This is a genomic window from Methylobacterium sp. WL120, from assembly GCF_008039465.1.
Taxonomy (GTDB): domain Bacteria; phylum Pseudomonadota; class Alphaproteobacteria; order Rhizobiales; family Beijerinckiaceae; genus Methylobacterium; species Methylobacterium cerastii.
In genome coordinates this window covers 1-17,252 of sequence record NZ_VRUT01000104.1, presented here as the reverse complement: position 1 = coordinate 17,252, position 17,252 = coordinate 1, and the positions used below count along the sequence as shown (strand labels likewise).

General features: G+C 71.6%; 16 protein-coding genes. 7 read left to right on the top strand and 9 right to left on the bottom strand.

Annotated elements, in window-relative coordinates; all coding sequences use genetic code 11:
* The first annotated feature begins 131 nt into the window (after window positions 1-131).
* Complete coding sequence (mdoH, locus tag FV229_RS18215; RefSeq protein WP_147753313.1) at window positions 132-2,072, top strand: glucans biosynthesis glucosyltransferase MdoH; 1,941 nt, start codon at window positions 132-134, stop codon at window positions 2,070-2,072.
* 50 nt (window positions 2,073-2,122) lie between these two features.
* On the opposite strand, the gene FV229_RS18210 is transcribed toward mdoH, so the two are convergent.
* Complete coding sequence (locus tag FV229_RS18210; RefSeq protein ID WP_147753312.1) at window positions 2,123-3,196, bottom strand: catalase family protein; 1,074 nt, start codon at window positions 3,194-3,196, stop codon at window positions 2,123-2,125.
* Window positions 3,197-3,290: 94 nt separating this feature from the next.
* Window positions 3,291-3,788 (bottom strand): hypothetical protein, encoded by a 498-nt coding sequence (locus FV229_RS18205; protein WP_147753311.1) that lies wholly within the window; start codon window positions 3,786-3,788, stop codon window positions 3,291-3,293.
* Window positions 3,789-3,938: 150 nt separating this feature from the next.
* On the opposite strand from FV229_RS18205, the gene FV229_RS18200 reads away from it, so the two are divergent.
* Window positions 3,939-4,166 (top strand): hypothetical protein, encoded by a 228-nt coding sequence (locus FV229_RS18200; protein WP_147753310.1) that lies wholly within the window; start codon window positions 3,939-3,941, stop codon window positions 4,164-4,166.
* Between the two features lie 15 nt (window positions 4,167-4,181).
* On the opposite strand, the gene FV229_RS18195 is transcribed toward FV229_RS18200, so the two are convergent.
* Window positions 4,182-4,529, bottom strand: a complete 348-nt coding sequence (locus tag FV229_RS18195; protein ID WP_187273770.1) for a hypothetical protein — start codon at window positions 4,527-4,529, stop codon at window positions 4,182-4,184.
* Window positions 4,526-5,998, bottom strand: coding sequence for a glucose-6-phosphate dehydrogenase (zwf, locus tag FV229_RS18190; RefSeq protein WP_147753309.1), 1,473 nt, complete (start codon window positions 5,996-5,998; stop codon window positions 4,526-4,528). The genes FV229_RS18195 and zwf overlap by 4 nt, the downstream gene beginning before the upstream one ends.
* Window positions 5,999-6,244: 246 nt before the next feature.
* Between zwf and FV229_RS18185 the strand changes: the two genes are divergently transcribed.
* From FV229_RS18185 to FV229_RS18175, 3 genes are all read left to right on the top strand, one after another.
* Window positions 6,245-6,529 carry a hypothetical protein gene (locus FV229_RS18185; protein ID WP_147753308.1) on the top strand — a complete coding sequence of 95 codons (285 nt, stop codon included), beginning with the start codon at window positions 6,245-6,247 and terminating at the stop codon, window positions 6,527-6,529.
* A gap of 38 nt (window positions 6,530-6,567) precedes the next feature.
* Window positions 6,568-7,005 (top strand): hypothetical protein, encoded by a 438-nt coding sequence (locus FV229_RS18180; protein WP_246688244.1) that lies wholly within the window; start codon window positions 6,568-6,570, stop codon window positions 7,003-7,005.
* 232 nt (window positions 7,006-7,237) lie between these two features.
* The gene (locus FV229_RS18175; RefSeq protein ID WP_147753307.1) at window positions 7,238-7,534 is read left to right on the top strand and encodes a hypothetical protein; all 297 of its coding nucleotides are present in this window, start codon (window positions 7,238-7,240) and stop codon (window positions 7,532-7,534) included.
* A gap of 16 nt (window positions 7,535-7,550) precedes the next feature.
* On the opposite strand, the gene FV229_RS18170 is transcribed toward FV229_RS18175, so the two are convergent.
* The 3 genes from FV229_RS18170 to FV229_RS18160 form a co-directional block, all read right to left on the bottom strand.
* Window positions 7,551-8,921, bottom strand: coding sequence for a hybrid sensor histidine kinase/response regulator (locus tag FV229_RS18170; protein ID WP_147753306.1), 1,371 nt, complete (start codon window positions 8,919-8,921; stop codon window positions 7,551-7,553).
* Window positions 8,918-10,132 (bottom strand): FIST N-terminal domain-containing protein, encoded by a 1,215-nt coding sequence (locus FV229_RS18165; protein ID WP_147753305.1) that lies wholly within the window; start codon window positions 10,130-10,132, stop codon window positions 8,918-8,920. The genes FV229_RS18170 and FV229_RS18165 overlap by 4 nt, the downstream gene beginning before the upstream one ends.
* A gap of 164 nt (window positions 10,133-10,296) precedes the next feature.
* A complete protein-coding gene (locus FV229_RS18160) occupies window positions 10,297-14,091 on the bottom strand; it encodes a PAS domain S-box protein (RefSeq protein WP_187275188.1) in 3,795 nt (1,264 codons plus the stop codon).
* Window positions 14,092-14,422: 331 nt separating this feature from the next.
* Between FV229_RS18160 and FV229_RS18155 the strand changes: the two genes are divergently transcribed.
* The gene (locus FV229_RS18155) at window positions 14,423-15,085 is read left to right on the top strand and encodes a response regulator transcription factor (protein WP_147753316.1); all 663 of its coding nucleotides are present in this window, start codon (window positions 14,423-14,425) and stop codon (window positions 15,083-15,085) included.
* Between the two features lie 252 nt (window positions 15,086-15,337).
* On the top strand, window positions 15,338-15,727 hold the full coding sequence (locus tag FV229_RS18150; protein ID WP_238272264.1) for a hypothetical protein: 390 nt from the start codon (window positions 15,338-15,340) through the stop codon (window positions 15,725-15,727).
* Between the two features lie 33 nt (window positions 15,728-15,760).
* Here the strand turns inward: FV229_RS18150 and FV229_RS18145 are convergent, their stop codons facing one another.
* Together FV229_RS18145 and FV229_RS18140 are read right to left on the bottom strand one after the other, a co-directional pair.
* Window positions 15,761-16,384, bottom strand: a complete 624-nt coding sequence (locus tag FV229_RS18145; RefSeq protein ID WP_147753314.1) for a ribonuclease D — start codon at window positions 16,382-16,384, stop codon at window positions 15,761-15,763.
* Between the two features lie 611 nt (window positions 16,385-16,995).
* The coding region (locus FV229_RS18140) for a helix-hairpin-helix domain-containing protein (protein WP_147753303.1) at window positions 16,996-17,252 on the bottom strand (257 nt) is incomplete at its 5' end.

The following is a 17,252-nucleotide window of genomic DNA, read 5'->3' as shown; positions in this document are numbered from 1 at the left end:
GTTGCGGGGGAGCCTCGGGGCCGCCCTGCGCCGGCAGGCCGTGCCCCGGCCCGTCGCCCCGGCCCTCGTCGGCGCCGAGCCGCGGCCCCGCCGCCGGTGGGGTGTCCTCACCTTCGAGTTCGATGCGCTCCATGCCCGCCACGCGTCCCATTCCGTCCACGACCGCGCCGGCCTCCCACGCCGACGGGCGCCCTGTCGAGAGGTGCGGCGCCGAAACCTGGCAGCGCGACGGCCGTCGCAAGGCCGGCGCGCTGCTCGGGCGGCGGCTGGCGCTCGCCCTGCCCTCGCTCGGGGTCGGCGCCGTGATCGCGTGGCTCGCCGCACTCGCCGAGCCGGTGCGCGCCGACCCGACCGAGGCCTGGCTCGGGGGAACGGTACTGGTCCTGTTCGCGGTGGTCATGACCTGGCAGGCGTTCGTGGCGTGGCAGTACCTTTACGGCCTCGTCGCGTCCGGCTTCGGCGCGCGGGCGAAATCCGCCCTGGAGCGCCGTTCGGAGACGGTGCCGGCCCGCGCCTCGGGCCTATCGCGCACGGCCGCGGTGGTGGCGATCCACGCCGAGGACCCGGTGGCGGTGTTTTCGGCGCTCCGGGTGATGGCGCGCTCGCTCGCCCGCGACGCCGTCGATGGCGGCGACATCGACCTGTTCGTCCTCTCCGACACCCGCGACGGCGCGATCGCCGCGGTGGAGGAGCACGAGTTCGCCCGCATCCAGGCTTGGCGCGAGACCGCCGGCCCCGGCATCCCCGAGATCCGCTATCGCCGCCGCACCGAGAACGTCGGGCGCAAGGCCGGCAACATCGCCGAGTTCACCCGCACCTACGGCCCCGAATACGATTTCATGATCGTGCTCGACGCCGACAGCCTGATGAGCGGCGCCACGATGCGCCGCCTCGCCCGGCTGATGGAGGAGAGCCCGGCCACCGGCCTGATCCAGACCGTCTCCTACGCCGCCGGCCGCGACACGTTGTTCGCCCGCATCCAGCAATTCGCCGTGCGGCTTTACGCGCCGCTGGCTTTGCGCTGCCTCGAAACCTGGCAGGGGCCGGAGGGCAGCTACTGGGGCCACAACGCGATCCTGCGGATCGCGGCCTTCGCCGACCACGCCCAGCTCCCCGTCCTGCCGGGGCGCGCGCCGCTCGGCGGCGAGATCCTGTGCCACGACATCGTCGAGGGCGGCATGCTGGTGCGCGCCGGGTGGGAGGTCCGCCTGCTGCCGGAGATGGGCGGCACCTGGGAGGAGATGCCGACGAACCTCGTCGACCTGCTCGGGCGGGAGCGCCGCTGGTGCCAGGGCAACATGCAGCACCTGCGCGTCCTGCCCTGGCCCGGCCTCAAGGCGGCGAGCCGCTGGCACCTCGCGGTCGGCATCGTCTCCTACGCGATGCTGCCGCTCTGGATCGCCTACCTCGTCGCCGGCGCGTGGCTCGCCGCGCGCACGGGCGAGCTCGGCCTGCTCGGCTACGGGCTGACCGGCACCGGCGCCGCCGCGCACGCGCTGGCCGCCCTCACCGTCACGGTGCTGGCCCTGCCGAAGCTCCTGAGCCTCGGCCACGCGCTCGCCGACAAGGGGCGCCGCGACGCCTTCGGCGGAACCCGCGCGCTGCTGGCGAGTGCGGTGCTCGAACAGGCGATCTGGGTGCTGCTCTGGCCGGTGATGACGCTGTTCACCGCCGGCGCCGTGATCTCGACCTTCTTCGGCCGGGTGGTGCGCTGGGACGCCCAGGCCCGCGACGACCGCAAGGTGAGCTGGGCCGAGGCCTGCCGCCTCCAGGCCGACGCCCTCGTGGTCGGCGCGCTGGCCAGCCTCGCGCTTGCCCTCGTCGGCGACCCGTGGCTCGCCCTGTGGCTGTCGCCGGTGGTGATCGCCCTGCTCACCAGCCCGGCCCAGAGCGTGCTGACGAGCCGCGCCGACCTCGGCCGGGCGGCCCGCGCCCGCGGCCTGTTCCTCACGATCGACGACACAGCCCAGGCCCCGGAGCTCGCCGACCTCGCTGGCACCCGCGCACCATCGCCTCCGAAGCGGCCCGCCCCGCGCGAGTCGGTCCGGGTCGCGGCCGCCGACGCGGCGTGAGCCCCGCTCCGGCTCGTCGATGAAACGCCCCGGGCGCCCTCTCGCGGCGCTCAGGCCGACGGTTCGTGGATCGGGCAACCGTTGAAGCGCTCGCGGAACTCGGCCGAGTGCTTGTAGGGCGCGTTGCGCGCCCGGTTGATGTTGCCGAGCGGACGGTGCGCGGCGAGCCCGGTCCAGACGCTGAAGCGCATCTGCTCGTCCACCGCCTGGACCCGGCCCGGCTCCCAGCTGTCCTGCGGGCGAACGGTGATCAGCCCGACCCGCTGGAACGGCGCCTCCGCCTCGTCCCATTCGACCGTCGGGTCCTCGACCGGCTGGCGCTCGCGATCGCGGCAGAGCTGCACCCTGAACTCCCACACGCCCTCAATGCCCTGCATCTCGGCGCTGACGGTCTCGCGGATCGCGTTCGGCCGGCCGGAGGCGTCGATCTCGGTGCCGGTGAGCGCGGTCAACGCCGGGGCGACGGGGGCGATCGAGAACTTGGCGACATGGTCGCCGTACCGGAACGGGGTGACGCTGTAATAGGTCTCGCCGAGCGGGTCGACGTTCGGCGCGCCACCGAGGGCGCCCACGGTGGTGCTGTCGATGCCGACCGCGTGCAGCGCCTTGTTCACCCCGCGCAGCACGGTGGAGGCGGCGACCTTCAGGCCTTCGGCCCGGTCGGTGATGCCCGCGAGCAGCTTGAGGCTGCCCAGGAACTTCTCGGCGTTCGGCGCCTGGAACACCTTGCCGTTGACGAGGATGAAGTTCTGCGTCGTCCCCTCGGCGCCGGGCAGGCGCTCGCCGGGCACGTCGAGCACCTTCAGGGCGAGACCGCGCGGCAGCGACACGGCGTCGGGCAGGATGTCGCCGGCGTTGGTCGAGAGCCGCATGTAGACCGGGTGCGTGCCGGGCGTGGCGAACAGGCCCTGCGCCAGCTCCGAGGCCAGGTTCGCGTCGATCGTCAGCACGCCTTCGAGGATGCCGTGCGACTTGGCGTGGACGGAGCGCACCGCGTGTCCCGAATCGTCGGCGACCCGCGTCAGGATGGTGTCGAAGGTCTGGTTCAGCCGCTCGATGGTCTGTCCCTCGTCGGGCGTCACCTGCTCGAGGTCGGGGCTGTAGCGGACGGGCATCGCGACCATAGGGGGCTCCGGATTTCGCTCGTGCGCAACGGATCTCCGGTGCATCCGTTCCCCGTCGCGAGCCCGCGCAGCGTCATCACAAGCCCGCGCAGCGTCATCCCGCCGAGCGCGAGGCCGTCACGACCCGCCGCATCAGCCGCGGGCGCCAGACGCCGAGGACGACGTTGGCGGTGGCGACGAACAGCAGCAGCCACAGGGTGTTGCGCTCCGGCCCGAGGGATTGGGCGAGCAGGCCGGGATCGAGGCGGCCGGCCAGCGCCTCGGCGCTCAACTCGGCCTCCTGCCGCATCGGCCCCTGCACGTAGACGAGCCCGCCCTCGAACATCAGCACGCCGGTGGCGAGCTTGGCCCAGGCCCAGACCGCCCGGTGAAAGGCGCGCTGCGCCAGGGCCAGCAGGCCGGACAGCAGGGTGAGCGCGAGCGAGGGCAGGAAGATCCAGGTGGCGACCGCACCCATCGCCCCGCGCATCAGCGCGTATCCGGCCCGGTCGGCGGTGGGCGGTACGAACACGAACAGCACCAGCAGGCAGGCCGCCGCCCCCATCAGGCCGATCGCGCCCATCGTGTGCAGGAACTTCAGGAGGCGTCGCACGGCGTTCCAACCCCCATTTGCCCGGGCCTCCGTCTCCCGCGGGCCGCGGCCAAGATAGGGTACGCCCGACGGGCGGGATAGCGCACGCGACACGCCGTCCCGGCCACCCGCACGCAGGCAACGGACGGCGCGCTCGCGGGTTGGCCCGGCATGACGAGCATCGCCATCATGATCGGGACGCCCGCGGGCTCGAAGCTCCTGGCGGCGGCAACCGAGCGGCAGGCCGCCCTCTCGGCCGAGCGGATCATCCTGCGCTGCCCGCGCGCCGCCCTGCCGGTGCCGCTCTGGGTCCAATGCGCCGACCCGGCGATCACCGCCCGGCTCAGCGCCTATCTCGGCGACCTTCAGGCCGAGCTGATCGGCGTCCCCGCAGCCTGAGGCCAGTCGATCCCGTCACGGCCCGTCGCGACCCTCTTGCATGCGCTCGACGCACCGGTATCCGACGAAGCACATCCGCACGTCACGGGTGGCCTCGAAGGCCGGCCGCGCCGTCAGCTCGATGGTGCAGAAGCCGCCGTCGCGGACGATCCGCTCGTAGGTCATCGCGCCGGTGGTCATCACCACGGCGCCGGCACGGGCGACGAGGGCGGCGGCGTCCGCGCAGGTCAGCGCCCGGGTGTCGGGCCGCGCGCCGCCCGGCGATCCGCTCGGGGCGTAGTCCTGCCCGGTGCCGGGGCCTTCGGCGAGCGCCGGCGTCGCGAGGAGCGCGAGGCCTGCCAGACAGCGTGCGAACGAGGTCATCGAAGCTCCTCATGCCAGGTCCGCCCGTCGCGCTCGATCAGGGCGATGGCGGCGGTGGGGCCCCAGCTGCCGGCGGGGTAGGCGCGCGGCGGTTCCCGGCGGTCGGCCCAGGCCTTGAGCAGGCTGTCGGCCCAGGCCCAGGCGACCTCGACCTCGTCGCGGCGCATGAACAGGGTGGCGTTGCCGCGCACCACGTCCATCAGCAGGCGCTCGTAGGCGTCCGGGTAGCGCTGCTTGAAGGTCTCCTCGAAGGAGATGTCGAGGTTGGTCGGCCGGAGGCGCATGCCGCCGGGGCCGGGATCCTTGGTCATCACCTCGAGCTTCATCCCCTCCTGCGGCTGCAGGCGGATGACGAGGCGGTTCGGCTCGCGCCCGAACGACTCCTCGGGGAAGATCGAGAACGGCGCGGCGCGGAACTGCACCACGATCTCGGAGAGCTTCTGCGGCAGGCGCTTGCCGGTGCGCAGGTAGAACGGCACGCCGGCCCAGCGCCACGACTGAACCTCGACCTTGCAGGCCACGAAGGTCTCGGTGCGGCTGTCGTGGCCGAGCTCGTTGAGGTAGCCCTCCACCGGCTTGCCGTCGACGGCGCCCTGCACGTACTGGCCGCGCACCGTCACCTGCTGCACGTCGCCGGCCGTGATCGGTTTCAGGGCGCGCAGCACCTTAAGCTTCTCGTCGCGCACCGAGTTGGCATCGAGGTTGAGTGGGCTCTCCATCGCGGTCAGGCACAGGAGCTGCAGGATGTGGTTCTGCAGCATGTCGCGCAGCGCCCCCGACGTGTCGTAGTAGCCGGCCCGGCCCTCGACGCCGACGGTCTCGGCCACCGTGATCTGGACGTGGTCGATCACGTCCGCCGTCCAGAGCCGGTCGAAGATCGTGTTGGCGAAGCGGAGCGCCAGCAGGTTCTGCACCGTCTCCTTGCCGAGGTAGTGGTCGATCCGGAAGATCTGTTCTTCCGGAAACACCTCGCCGACCGCGTCGTTGATCGCGCGGGCCGACTTGAGGTCCTTGCCGATCGGCTTCTCTAGAACGACGCGGGACTTCTCGCCGACGAGGCCGAACTTGGCGAGGTTCCGGCAGATCGAGCCGTAGAGGTCGGGCGAGGTCGCGAGGTAGAACGGGCGCACCTGGTCGGGCCGCTCGTCGAGCTTGGCCACGAGGTCGGGCCAGCCGTCGTCGCCGGCCCCGTCCACCGCCACGTAGTCGAGGTGGTCGAGGAAGGCGGCGAGCGTCGCCTCGTCGAGGTCGTCGGCCGCCACGAAGCGCTTCAGCGCGTCCTGCGTGCGGGCGCGAAACGCCTCGACCGCAAGTTCCGAGCGCGAGGCGCCGATGATCCGGGAGGTCGGCGGGATCTGGCCGTCCTTGTAGCGGTGGTACAGGGCCGGCAGCAGCTTGCGGGTGGTGAGGTCGCCGGTCGCGCCGAACACGACGTAGTCGAAGGAGGCGACGGGAATGATGGTGGCCAAGGGCTGCTCCCGGTTTGATGCGGCGGCGCGGATGTCCGCCCGCGGACGACTCGCGCGGCCGGCCCGATCCCACCCCGCGGCTTAGGCCTTTGCAATTGCTTCGCCAAGGTTTGGGCGACGGCAGGGCCGGGGGCGTGCGCCACCGTTAAGCACGTCGCTTAGCCAGATGTTCAAGTCGGGACGGCATTCTCACGCTGCGGCCGGTCATGCGGTCCATCGAAGGCGCCCCGGGAGGTCGGTCCGGCCATGCACCAGGATGACGAGCGGTACGCGCGCGGCGCGGATTGGGACGAGCCGCGGCCGCGACGCCGAGGCGTGTTCGGGCGGGCGTTCTCGCTCCTCAAGCTCGCGCTGTTCCTCGCCCCGATGGCGCTGTTCGCCGCGAGCTACCTCGTGACCGATTGCGGGTCGCGCGCCGGCGCCGGCCTCGGCCAGCTGTTCAAGGCCGGCGCCTGCGCCCGCGGCGAGATCCTGAGCGGCGCCCTGTCGCTCCCCACCGACCTCGCCGCCCTGCGCCGGGCGATGAACTGATTTCGGTCCGCGGCCGGTAGCCGCGACACCGAGCCCCCATGCGCCCTCTTCTGAACGAGCCGACCATGTACGCCCACCCCACCGACGGCGCCGCACCGCGCCCGCTCACCGACGCGGAGCGGGCGCGCACCCGCCTGAACCGAATCGTGGCGCCCGCGCAGCACCCGGACAGCCTGACCCGGCCGGAGACCCAGGCCGCGTCAGCCGCGCCGCGCCGGCCCCGGCACGGCGCCGGCAAGCGCGAGGGCTTCCGCCTCGGCTGGGGCAGCTGGCTGGTGATCGAGATCCTCGTCATCGCCATCGCCGCCGCCGCGTTCCTGGCCTGGCCGCCGACCTCCGCCTGCCGCGAGCAGGAGGCGAAGCTCGGCTTCTATGCCGGCGACACCCTCGGCAAATGCATCCGCCGCGGCATCGCCGCCCGCATCGACGACGCCGACCAGCGCCTCAAGATGCTGTTGCGCGGCTCGGGACGGTGACTCAGTCGCGAAACATCCAGCCCCGACGAAACAAGGCGCGCCTCTTGGCAGAGGTGCGCCCTGGAAGTTGGTTCCGGTCTCGTGAAGGAACGGAATTTCGATACGGCGTCGGGCCTGCGCGGACGAGGTCTGGTCGGCGGTATACCAGAGGTGTGGCCGTGTCGTCGGATTGTCACATGGGTTAAGCTTCGCCGCCGGAATCGACCGGCCGGTTGCGTCGAGGAGACCACACATGGCGTCCATCGCGGAAGTCGCGGCGACGATGCGCGACGTCGTCACGCCGGGGATGAAGCCGAAGGAGATCCGCGCCGCGATCCGGGAGAAGCACCCGGAGGCAAGCAAGAAGGAGATCGTCCGCGCCGCCTTCTACGCCCTGGCCGAGGCTCCGGCGGGCGCGTTGGCGGACCTGCACGGCTTCGCTCTGTCCGAGCGCGGCGCCGACGAGGAGGCCGACACCCTCGTCCGGGCGCGCAAGCGCAAGCGGAAGAAGCATGCCCCCGCTGCAACCGAGGTCGCGCCGGCGGCCTGATCGCCGGGCGCCGCCCTCACGCCAGCAGGTAGGTCAGCAGCGCGCGCAGCTGCGCCGGCTTGATCGGCTTGTGCATGAGTTCTGCGCCCAGGCGCGCCGCCTCCGCCGCGATCTCGGGGGCGTGGTCCGCGGTGGTGACGATCACCGGCAGCGACGCGGTGCGCCCGGCCCTGAGCGTGACGGCGACGTCGAGGCCGCAGGCGCCGTCGTCGAGGTGGTAGTCGAGGATCAGGATGTCGGGCTCGAGGCCGCCCGCGCGCAGGGCCGCGTTGACGCCGGCCAGGTCGCGGAAGGTGGCGACCTCGGCGTCCCAGGTCTGGAGCAGGCGCGTGAGCGCGTCGGCGGTGGCGGCGTCGTTCTCGACGACGACGACGCGGGCGCCCGAGAGCCGCGTTGCCACCGGCAGCGGGCGCGCCTCGGCCTCCGCCCCGGCCGGCGCGTCGCTCTCCGGCACGGTGAGCGACACCCGCGTGCCGTGACCGGGGCAGGAGGCGAGTGCCAGCGGGTGGTCGAGGGCCAGCGCCATGCGGCGCACGATCGACAGCCCCAGGCCGAGACCCGGGCCGTCGGCTTCGGCTCCACCGGAATCGCCCGCGGCGGCGCTGCCGCGGTAGAACTCGTCGAACACCAGCGCGTGCTCGTCGGCGGCGATGCCGCAGCCGGAATCCATCACGTCGATCCGCACGGCGCCGGCGCGGCGGCGGGCGACCAGGGCGACGCCGCCGGAGGCGGTGTAGCGGATCGCGTTGGAGAGCAGGTTCTGCAGGATGCGCCGCAGCAGCAGGCCGTCGCTCGACACCGCCAGGTCCGGGCTGCGCACCAGCAAACGCAGGCCCTTGCGCGCGGCGAACGGCGTGAAGCTCGCCGCCAGCCCGGCCAGCAGGTCGGGCAGCGCGACCGGCCGCACCTGCGGGCGGACGATGCCGGCATCGAGCTTGGAGATGTCGAGCAGGGTCTTGATCAGGTCCTCGATGGTCTGCAGCCCGCGCTCGACCTGCGCCCCGATTAGGCTCGCCTCCGGCCCGAGCGGCAGGTCGGCGAGCGCCGAGATCGAGAGCCGGGCGGCGTTCAGCGGCTGCAGCAGGTCGTGGCTCGCGGCGGCGAGGAACCGGGTCTTGGAGCGGTTGGCGGTCTCGGCCTCGTCCTTGGCCGCCGCCAGCGCCTCGTTCGAGCGCTCCAGGCGGTGCATCAGCGCCGTCATCTCCTCGGTGCGGGTGCGGATGCGCCCCTCGAGAGTGATCGCGGTCTGGAACAGGGCGTAGGCGCCGCCGCGCTGGTCGGTGCTGCGCTCGACATGGGCCATCAGCGCGGCGTTGATCCGCTCCAGCTTGGCGATGCGCCGGCGCAGGGACGCCTCGCCCTCCAGCCCGGGCGGGTGCAGGGTCATGGGGTCGCCGGAGGGGCCGGCGGCGCGTTGGCCGGCCTCATCACATCAGCCGGTCGCTTGCCGATGGCGATGCCGGTCAGGGTCTGGTTGAGGTGCATCGCCCGGTACTGCTCGCCGTAGGTCTCGAAGCCGACCATGTCGTAGCGGCGGTAGAGGTCGGCGATGCCCTGGCGCACCTGCCGGCTCTCGGCGTCGAGGCGGCGCAGCACGCACTCGAAGCCGATGATCAGGTCGACGCCGCCGAGCGCCAGATCGAGCCGGGCGAGCTCGGCCCGGGTCGTGGCGACGATGTCGCGCGGTTCGGCGAGCGTCAGCACCACGCCCTCGTCGATCGCGCAGAAGAAGCTGAGGGAGCCGTCGGCGTTGAGCCGCCGGATCGAGCGGCAGAAGTACTCGCCGCCGACCTTCACCGCGAGCGGGTAGGCGGCAAAGCTCATCGGCGTCAGCCGCTCGGGGTCGAGCCCCACCGCCATGGCGTATTCGCGCGCGGCCGGCTCCGCGTTCAGCTCGTAGACGGTGCGGGCCTCGCCGTTCGAGGCGGTCACCACGAACTTGACGTCGGTCGGCTCGAAGTTGTCGCTCTTGAAGATCTGCACCGGGAAGTCGCTCTCGACGAGCAGCAGCACGGCGGCGTTGCGGTGGATCGCGCCGCCATGCAGCAGCACCGCGTCGCGGAAGGTGAGGCCGTCGCCAGCCGAGCCGCCGACGAGGGGGATGCCCTCCAGGGCCCAGGTGATGGCCGAGACCACCGTCTCCTCGGCGTTGGTCATCCCGTCGATCAGCGAGAGCGCGAAGCACCGGGTCGGCTGGGTGTGGTCGGGCCCCTGCGGCTCCAACCGGCGGCGCAGGGCCCGCACCGCGCCCGCGGTGCGCTCGACGTCGAGGTGGTCGATCGCGTCGAGCACCGTCGAGACGATGCGGAAGCCGTCGGCCGGGAACGCGATCGCCACCAGGCCGCGGTCGAGCCCGCCGGCCGGGGCGATCCCGCCCGACATGGTGCAGCCGGCGATCTCGGCCCGCGGAAACGCCTCGGCGAGCCGGCGGTTCAGGGTCTCGGGGTCGTAGTCGGGGGAGAAGAACACCAGGAGCTGCGCCACCCCGGCGCCGAACGCCCGCGCGATCTCGGCCACGGCCTCGCCTGCGGAGCCGCGCTCCGTCCAGGCCGTCCTGATGCCGCACAGATGCGTGCGCACCTGCGTTCCGTCCGCCACGTCCCGCTCCCGATCGTCGTCCGCCCCCGGTTGATCCGCGGGTTGTTGAAGTGCGCGAGTATGTGGCGCGCCATCGAAACCTGCAACGGGGCCGGAAACCCCGAGCCGCCGCTTGGGGATGTTCGAGACGGGGTCCTTCGGCCCGCGGCGCACCGACGCCCGAGCTACGTGTTCGCGATCGATCGGGCGCCGCCGGCCTGCGTCTCCCGAAGCAGGACCAGCGATGCCGCCTTCGCCTGGCGGCAGAGCGAGCGGACCTGCTCCAAGTCTTGCCGGAACACCTCCAGCCCCTCGCCGACCACGCGCTGCTCGTGGATGCCCTCCAGCGCCCGGCAGGCATCGGACAACGCCGTGAAGCCGAGCATACCGGTCGAGCTGGTGAGCGTATGTGCTTCGAAGCGAAGCTGGTCGCGTTCCTCCACCGAGGCATCGCCGCCGAGGAAGCTCGCGCCCAACTCGTCGGCCAGCGCCTCCAGCAGGCCGGCCAACCGCTCGGGCCTGACCTGCGCCGACATCGCGTCGTAGGTCTGCTGATCGGGCAGGCCGGCACGAAGCCCGGCATCGCTCAGATCGGACGGCGCGGTTCCGGCGTTCCAAGCCAGCCACTTGTCGATCAGGCGGTAGAGCGCCGCCCGCTCGAACGGCTTGCCGATGTGGTCGTCCATGCCGGCCGCGCGGAAGGCCTCGATTTGGTCCGTCAGCACGTTGGCGGTCATGGCGACGATCGGCACGGTCGCGGCGTGGGTGCCGAGGGCGCGAATGCGGCGCGTGGCGGTCAGCCCGTCCATGCCGGCCATCTGCACGTCCATCAGCACGAGGTCGTAGCGGCTCCGCTCCACCGCCCGGATCGCCGCCTCGCCGTCGTCGACCACGTCGACCGTGTGGCCCCCGACCTCGAGGACGGCGCGCGCCAGCTCCTGGTTGATCGCGTTGTCCTCGACGAGGAGCAGGTGGCCCGAGCGCCGCGCCGCCGGCGCCTGCGTGACGAGGGCGATGCTGCGCGCCACCGTCCCGTGCGGCAGCACCACCGAGAACCAGAACGTGGCGCCGACGCCCTCGTCGGACAGGACGCCGATCTCGCCGCCCATCAGGTCGATGAGCTGCCGGCTGATGGCGAGGCCGAGGCCGGTGCCGCCGAAATCCCGCCCGATCGAGCCGTCCACCTGCGAGAAGCGCCGGAACAGGCGGTCCTGCTTGTCCCGGGCGATGCCGATGCCGGTGTCGGCCACGCTGAAGCGCAGGCGCTCGCCGGCCTCGGTCGCGCCGCCGTGCTGGACGCTCAGGGTGACGGAGCCGCGCGCCGTGAACTTGATCGCGTTGTTGAGCAGGTTGAGCAGCACCTGCCGCAGCCGCCCCTCGTCGCCCACCAAGCCCTTGGGCAGGGCCGGATCGATCACCGCCCGGACCTCCAGGCCCTTCCCGGCGGCGGCGCCGCGCACGATCGCGAGGCTGTTGTAGACCAGCGCACGCGGGTCGAAGGCCTGCCGGTCGAGGGCGACGGCGCCGGCCTCGACCTTGGAGAAGTCGAGGATGTCGTTGACCACCATGAGCAGGGACGCGCTCGACGTGCGCACCAGCTCGGCCTGGCGCTGCAGGTCCTGGGGCAGGCGGCCGGAGGCGACCATCAGGTCGGTGAAGCCGATGATGGCGTTGAGCGGCGTGCGGATCTCGTGGCTCATCGCGGCGAGGAAGTCGGTCTTGGCCGCGCTCGCGCGTTCCGCCGACGCCTTGGCGTCGGCAAGGGCCTCTCCTTGCGCGCGGCGCTCCGAGACGTCGCGGAAGGTGGCGACGATCGTCGGCTCGCCGGCCTGGGCGTCCGGGACGCGCCGGAACACGCCCTCGACCCAGATCCAGCCGCGCGCCTTGTTCCGCGCCCGGTACTCGCACGTCGCCTCCGCCTGGCCGCGGGACAGCATGCGCGTCGCCGCGTAGAGCAGGCCGAGGTCGTCGGGGTGGACGTAGTCGGCGAGCCGCATCGCGCCGAGCTCTTCGGGCGCGTAGCCGAGGAGGCGCTCGGAGGCCGGCGAGATGTACGAGCGCCGGCCGTCGTCGTGGCCGAGGATGATCAGCTCGCCGGTGTTCTCCGCCAGCAGGCGGAAACGGTGCTCGCTCGCGCGGATGCGCTGCTCGGCCTCCACCCGGGCGGTGATGTTCCGGGTCGAGGCGACGCAGCCGAGGGGTCGGCCCGCGGCGTCTTGGACCAGGCGGTAGCCGACCTCGACCCAGACGTAGTCCCCGTCCTTGCGGCGGTAGCGCTGGCGCTTCAGCGCCTCGGTCCGCCGGCCGTCTCCGAGCTCCGCGAGCAGGGCGGCGACCGCGGGCCGGTCCTCGGGGTGCACCATGTCGATCGGTTTCGTCCCGATCAGCTCCTCGGGCTCGTAGCCGAGGAGCCCGCGCGAGGCGGGCGAGACGTAGCGGCGGGTGGTGTCGAGGTCGACCTGGACGATCATGTCGCTGGTGTGGTCGGCCAGCAGCCTGTAGCGCGCCTCGCTGTCGATCACGGCGCGCTCGGTCTGGCGCAGGTCGGTCACGTCCATGACGGTTCCGAACACCGCCGTCGTGGCCCCGGCCGCGTCCTGCTCGCACAGGCCGCGGCAGACGATGTCGCGGAAGCGGCCGTCGGACGTGACGATGCGGGCAGCGAAGGAGAAGCTTTGGCCGGTCTCGACCGCGTCCGCGACGTGGCGCGCGACGGCCTCGCGGTCGTCCGGGTGGTAGAAAGCGAGCGCAGCGTCGAGAGAGGGTGGCCCGGCTTCCGGGTCGCGGCCATGGATGCGGAACACCTCGTCGGACCAGAACAGGGCGTTTCCGGGCAGCTCGATGCGCCAGTGGCCGATATGGGCGATCTGCGCGGCGAGGCTCAGCAGGCGGTTGGCCTCCTGCGCCCGGCCCTCGGCCTGGCGGGCGACGCCCTCCTTCTCGGCCAGGGTCGCGTTGGTCCGCGCCAGCGCCGCCCGCTGCCGGCTGCCGCGCTCCAAGCCACGCAGTAGAACGAGGATCACGGCCAGCAGCACGGCCGTCACGATGGCGCCGGCGACCTGGGCGTGCAGCCGCTCGGCGGCCAGCGGAGCCATCACCGCGTCGAGGGATTTGCCGACGTTGACGATGAGCGGCAGCGTCCCGACCGAGCGATAGCCGTAGATGCGGGTGACGTGATCGTAGGGACTCGCCATCCGGAACGAGTCCGAGGTCTTTTGTTGAAATTGTTGGAAGTATTTGCTGGGCAGGTCGAGGGTGCGGGTATCCAGCTCGTACATGCCCGCTGTCTGTGGCGCGCGGGCGCGCACGAAGCCGTCGTTGCCAACGAGGGCGATGCTGCCCTGGGGGCCGAGGTCGAAGGCCTTGAACTGGCCGGCCAGGTAATCGGGATCGATCGAGGTGACGATGACGCCGGCGAAGCGTCCGTCGGGGTGGGCGAGCCGCCGCGCCACCTGCATCACGTAGGCGCCGGTGATCCGACCCTTCATCGTGCGATCGATGTAGAGGCCCTGGTCCGGGTTCGCAGCCAGCGCCTGGAAGTACGCCCGGTCGCGGACGTTGATGCGCGGCGAGCCCGCCGGCAGCGGCGTGCGCGCATAGAGAAGGTCCCCGTGCTCGTCGAATAGGGTCATCTGGTGGACGACGTGCTCGAGGGAGGTCGCGCGCCGGAGCCAGGCGTGGAAGTCGAACGTCTTGGGGTCGCGGAAGAAGTCGTCGGCGATGAAGCCCATGACTTGGTCGACGCCGACGAGGAGCCGCTCGACGTGCTGCTCGACCCCGACCGACAGGTTGACCACGTCGCGAGTCGCCTGCTCCCGGGCGGTCTGCTCGCGCAGGTGCAGGTGGTACGACAGGCCGACCCACACGACGGCGATCGTGAGCAGGCCCGCCACGAGGACGAGGATCTGGAAGGCGTCCGTCGCCGGGCGCTTGGTCGGGACGGTGACATCGGGCTGCGCCCGATGCGACGAGGTTGACATAAGGCGGTCCGAGATCGAGCACATCGGCACCCGCCCGTTCGAAGCCCGGTCGTGCCGGCTCCGCGTTCGGGTGCTCGCGCGAACAAACGGAGTGCGGTCGGCGAAATCCAATCACGTCCCGAAGACCCGCCGCGATCGCAGGCCGATGTTGCAGGCGAGGAACACGTCCGCGCCGCACCCGGGACGGCCCGGATCGGGCTGGCGGAGATCCGCCGCGTCTCACCATCTGCCGTCCGTAGGGGCGCACCCCGGGACTTGGCCGAAGGGGGCGAATGTGCAACGCCTGATTGGCGGCGGCGGCTATCCTGCGGCCGGCCGGGCGGACGAAGCCATGGAACTCCTGATCGTCGACGACCACCCGCTGTTCCGCGAGGCGCTCGCCAGCACGATCGGGCTGTCCTACCCGGAGGCGGTCCTGCACGAGGCCGACGGGATCGCGGCGGCCTGCGCCGCGCTCGCTGCCCACCGCGGCATCGAGCTGACGCTCCTCGACCTGTCGATGCAGGGCGTCTCGGGCTTCGACGGCCTCGTCACCATCCGCGCCCGCTTCCCCCGCGTGCCGATCCTGGTGGTCTCGGGCCACGAGGACCCGCGCATCATGCGCGAGGCGTTGCACCATGGCGCCGCCGGCTTCGTGCCGAAGGCGGTCGACAAGGCGACGCTGACGCGGGCGATCCGGGACGTGCTCTCCGGCGCGCTCTCGATTCCCGCCGGCCTCACCGAGACGAGCCCGCCCGCCCGCGGCGCGGGCCGCAAGGCGCCGTTGGCCGAGCGCGTCGCCCGGCTGACGCCGCAGCAGGTGCGGGTGCTGACGATGATCCGCCAGGGCAAGCTCAACAAGCAGATCGCCCACGAACTCCAGGTCGGCGATTCGACCGTGAAGGCTCACGTTTCCGAGATCTTGCGCAAGCTCGAGGTGATCAGCCGCACGCAGATCGTGATCGACACCGCGGCGTTGGATTTCGACCGCCCACAGGACACCCACGCGGGCTGAGAGGCGGCATTATCCTGCAACCGGCACCGGGATTTGCTGCGCGAGGCAGCAACGCCCAGCATTCGATTTAACATTTGCGAAATTCGCTCGTGCTCGACTGGTCCTTCGCCGGCCGCGCGAACTCTTGCCGGCTTCGAGCCCGGACGCGACCTTCGACTCGACGACCGGACCGCCCAGCGCGTCCAACGGTTGCCTCGCGGAGGCGACGCCCCATCTTTCCGGCGTGGGCGGCTTCAGCGAACAGGATCGACCGTGACCGTTTCTCCGACCATCCGCCTCCGGGCGCCCGCCCGCATGGGTGTCCTCGTGGGCGTCCTCGCCCTCCTGCCGGCGCTCGGCCACGCGCAGGAGATGCCGCGCATCGACAGGGCCCACAACGCCTTCCTGATCCACGGCAACTTCTGCGGCCCGGGCAACCGCGGGCCGAACCACCCGCCGGTGGACGCCCTCGACCTCGCCTGCGCCCACCACGACGCCTGCACGCCGGACCGCGCCTCCGGCCGGCTGGCGCACTGCGCCTGCAACGACCGCCTGCGCGAGGAGGCCGGCCTCGTCGCCCGCGATCCGCGCACGCCGCGCCCGGTGCGCGACACCGCGCAGTTCATCTCCGACGGCGCCGACCTGTTGCCCTGCGACGACTGACGGCCCCCGGCCCGGTTGCCCCGCCGGGCCGCCTCAGGTGTGCGCGAAGATGTCGACCTCGGGCCAGCCGTCGAGGTCGAGCCGCGCGCGGGTCGGCAGGAAGGCGAAGCAGGCCTCGGCCAGGTCCGCCCGGTCTTCGCGGGCCAGCATCCGGTTCAGCCGGTCGCGCGCCGCATGAAGGTGGAGCACGTCGGACGCCGCGTACTCCACCTGCGCCGGCGTGAGCGTGTCGGCGCCCCAATCCGAGGATTGCTGCGCCTTCGACAGATCGACGCCGACGCATTCGCGGACCACGTCCTTGAGCCCGTGCCGGTCGGTGTAGGTGCGCGCGAGCTTCGAGGCGATCTTGGTGCAGTAGACCGGCGCCGGCATCACCCCGAGCGCCCGGTACAACACCGCCAGATCGAACCGCGCATAGTGGAAGATCTTCTGGACGCCTGCGTCGGCGAGGACGGATTTCAGAACCTCCGGCACCGCCCCGCCGCGAAAAATCTGCACCACGTCGGCCGACCCGTCCCCCTTCGAGACCTGCACGACGCAGAGCCGGTCGCGATGCGGGTTGAGCCCCAGCGTCTCGGTGTCGACGGCGATCGCCGCCCCCGGATCGTACCCGGCCGGCAAGTCGCCGCGATGCAGACGGATCGTGTGGCTCGGCATGTTCTTGGATCTTGTTCTTGGATCTTGGCGGTGGGGGAATTTTTGGCGGGTATCACCCTGGCTGGTGGGGGACAAGGTTGGGGCGCGACAGCGCTGTTTCGATGGGTTTGAACGACTGCTGGCGATCTCGCGACGCTCGCGATAGCTCACACGGATATTCTGGAAGCGCTCGACGCGCCGTGTGATCTCGTGGTCCGAAACCGGCCCCACGTACTTCTGAGTTTCCTTCCCCTTCTTGGCGCCGTCCGGGTCACGCTCGTAGCCGAGGTAATACCAGTATTCCTGGCCGCGGCGGTCGCTCTTGGCGAAGCGCCCGTTCTCCGGATATGCGGCGTCGAAATCCGCATCGAATGCCTTCGCGATCAGGTCGGCGAAGGCGATCTGCACAGGGTTGGCGTGCGCTTTTATCGGCCTGGAGGTGTTGTAAGGTTCCTCGCAAAACCGGTACAAGAAAAATCCGCGATGCGCATCTCACGGCCGGGGTCCGATCGTCACCCTGAGGCCAAGTCCGAGGCGATGTCGGCGGACGGCCGCTTTCGAGGGGTGTCGAACGCCACCCTACTCCCGGCGCGCGGCTCAAACACAGCGCGCCGGTCAAACCTGCCAAAAAATCACTTCTGCTTGGCGATGACCTTGTCCTTGATGCCGTCGTAGACCGACTGCGAGAGGATCTTTTTCTGCACGAGGTCGTCCTTGCCCTTGTAAGGGCGGCCCTTGACGATCGCGGCCGAGCGGGCGGCGCCGATGCCGGGGAGCGCGTCGAGCTCGGCGGCGGAGGCGCTGTTGAGGTCGAGGAGGGCGCCCTTGGCGGCGTTCGGCGAGCCGGCGACGGGGGCCGATGGCTTGACCGGGGCGGTCGGGGCGGCGG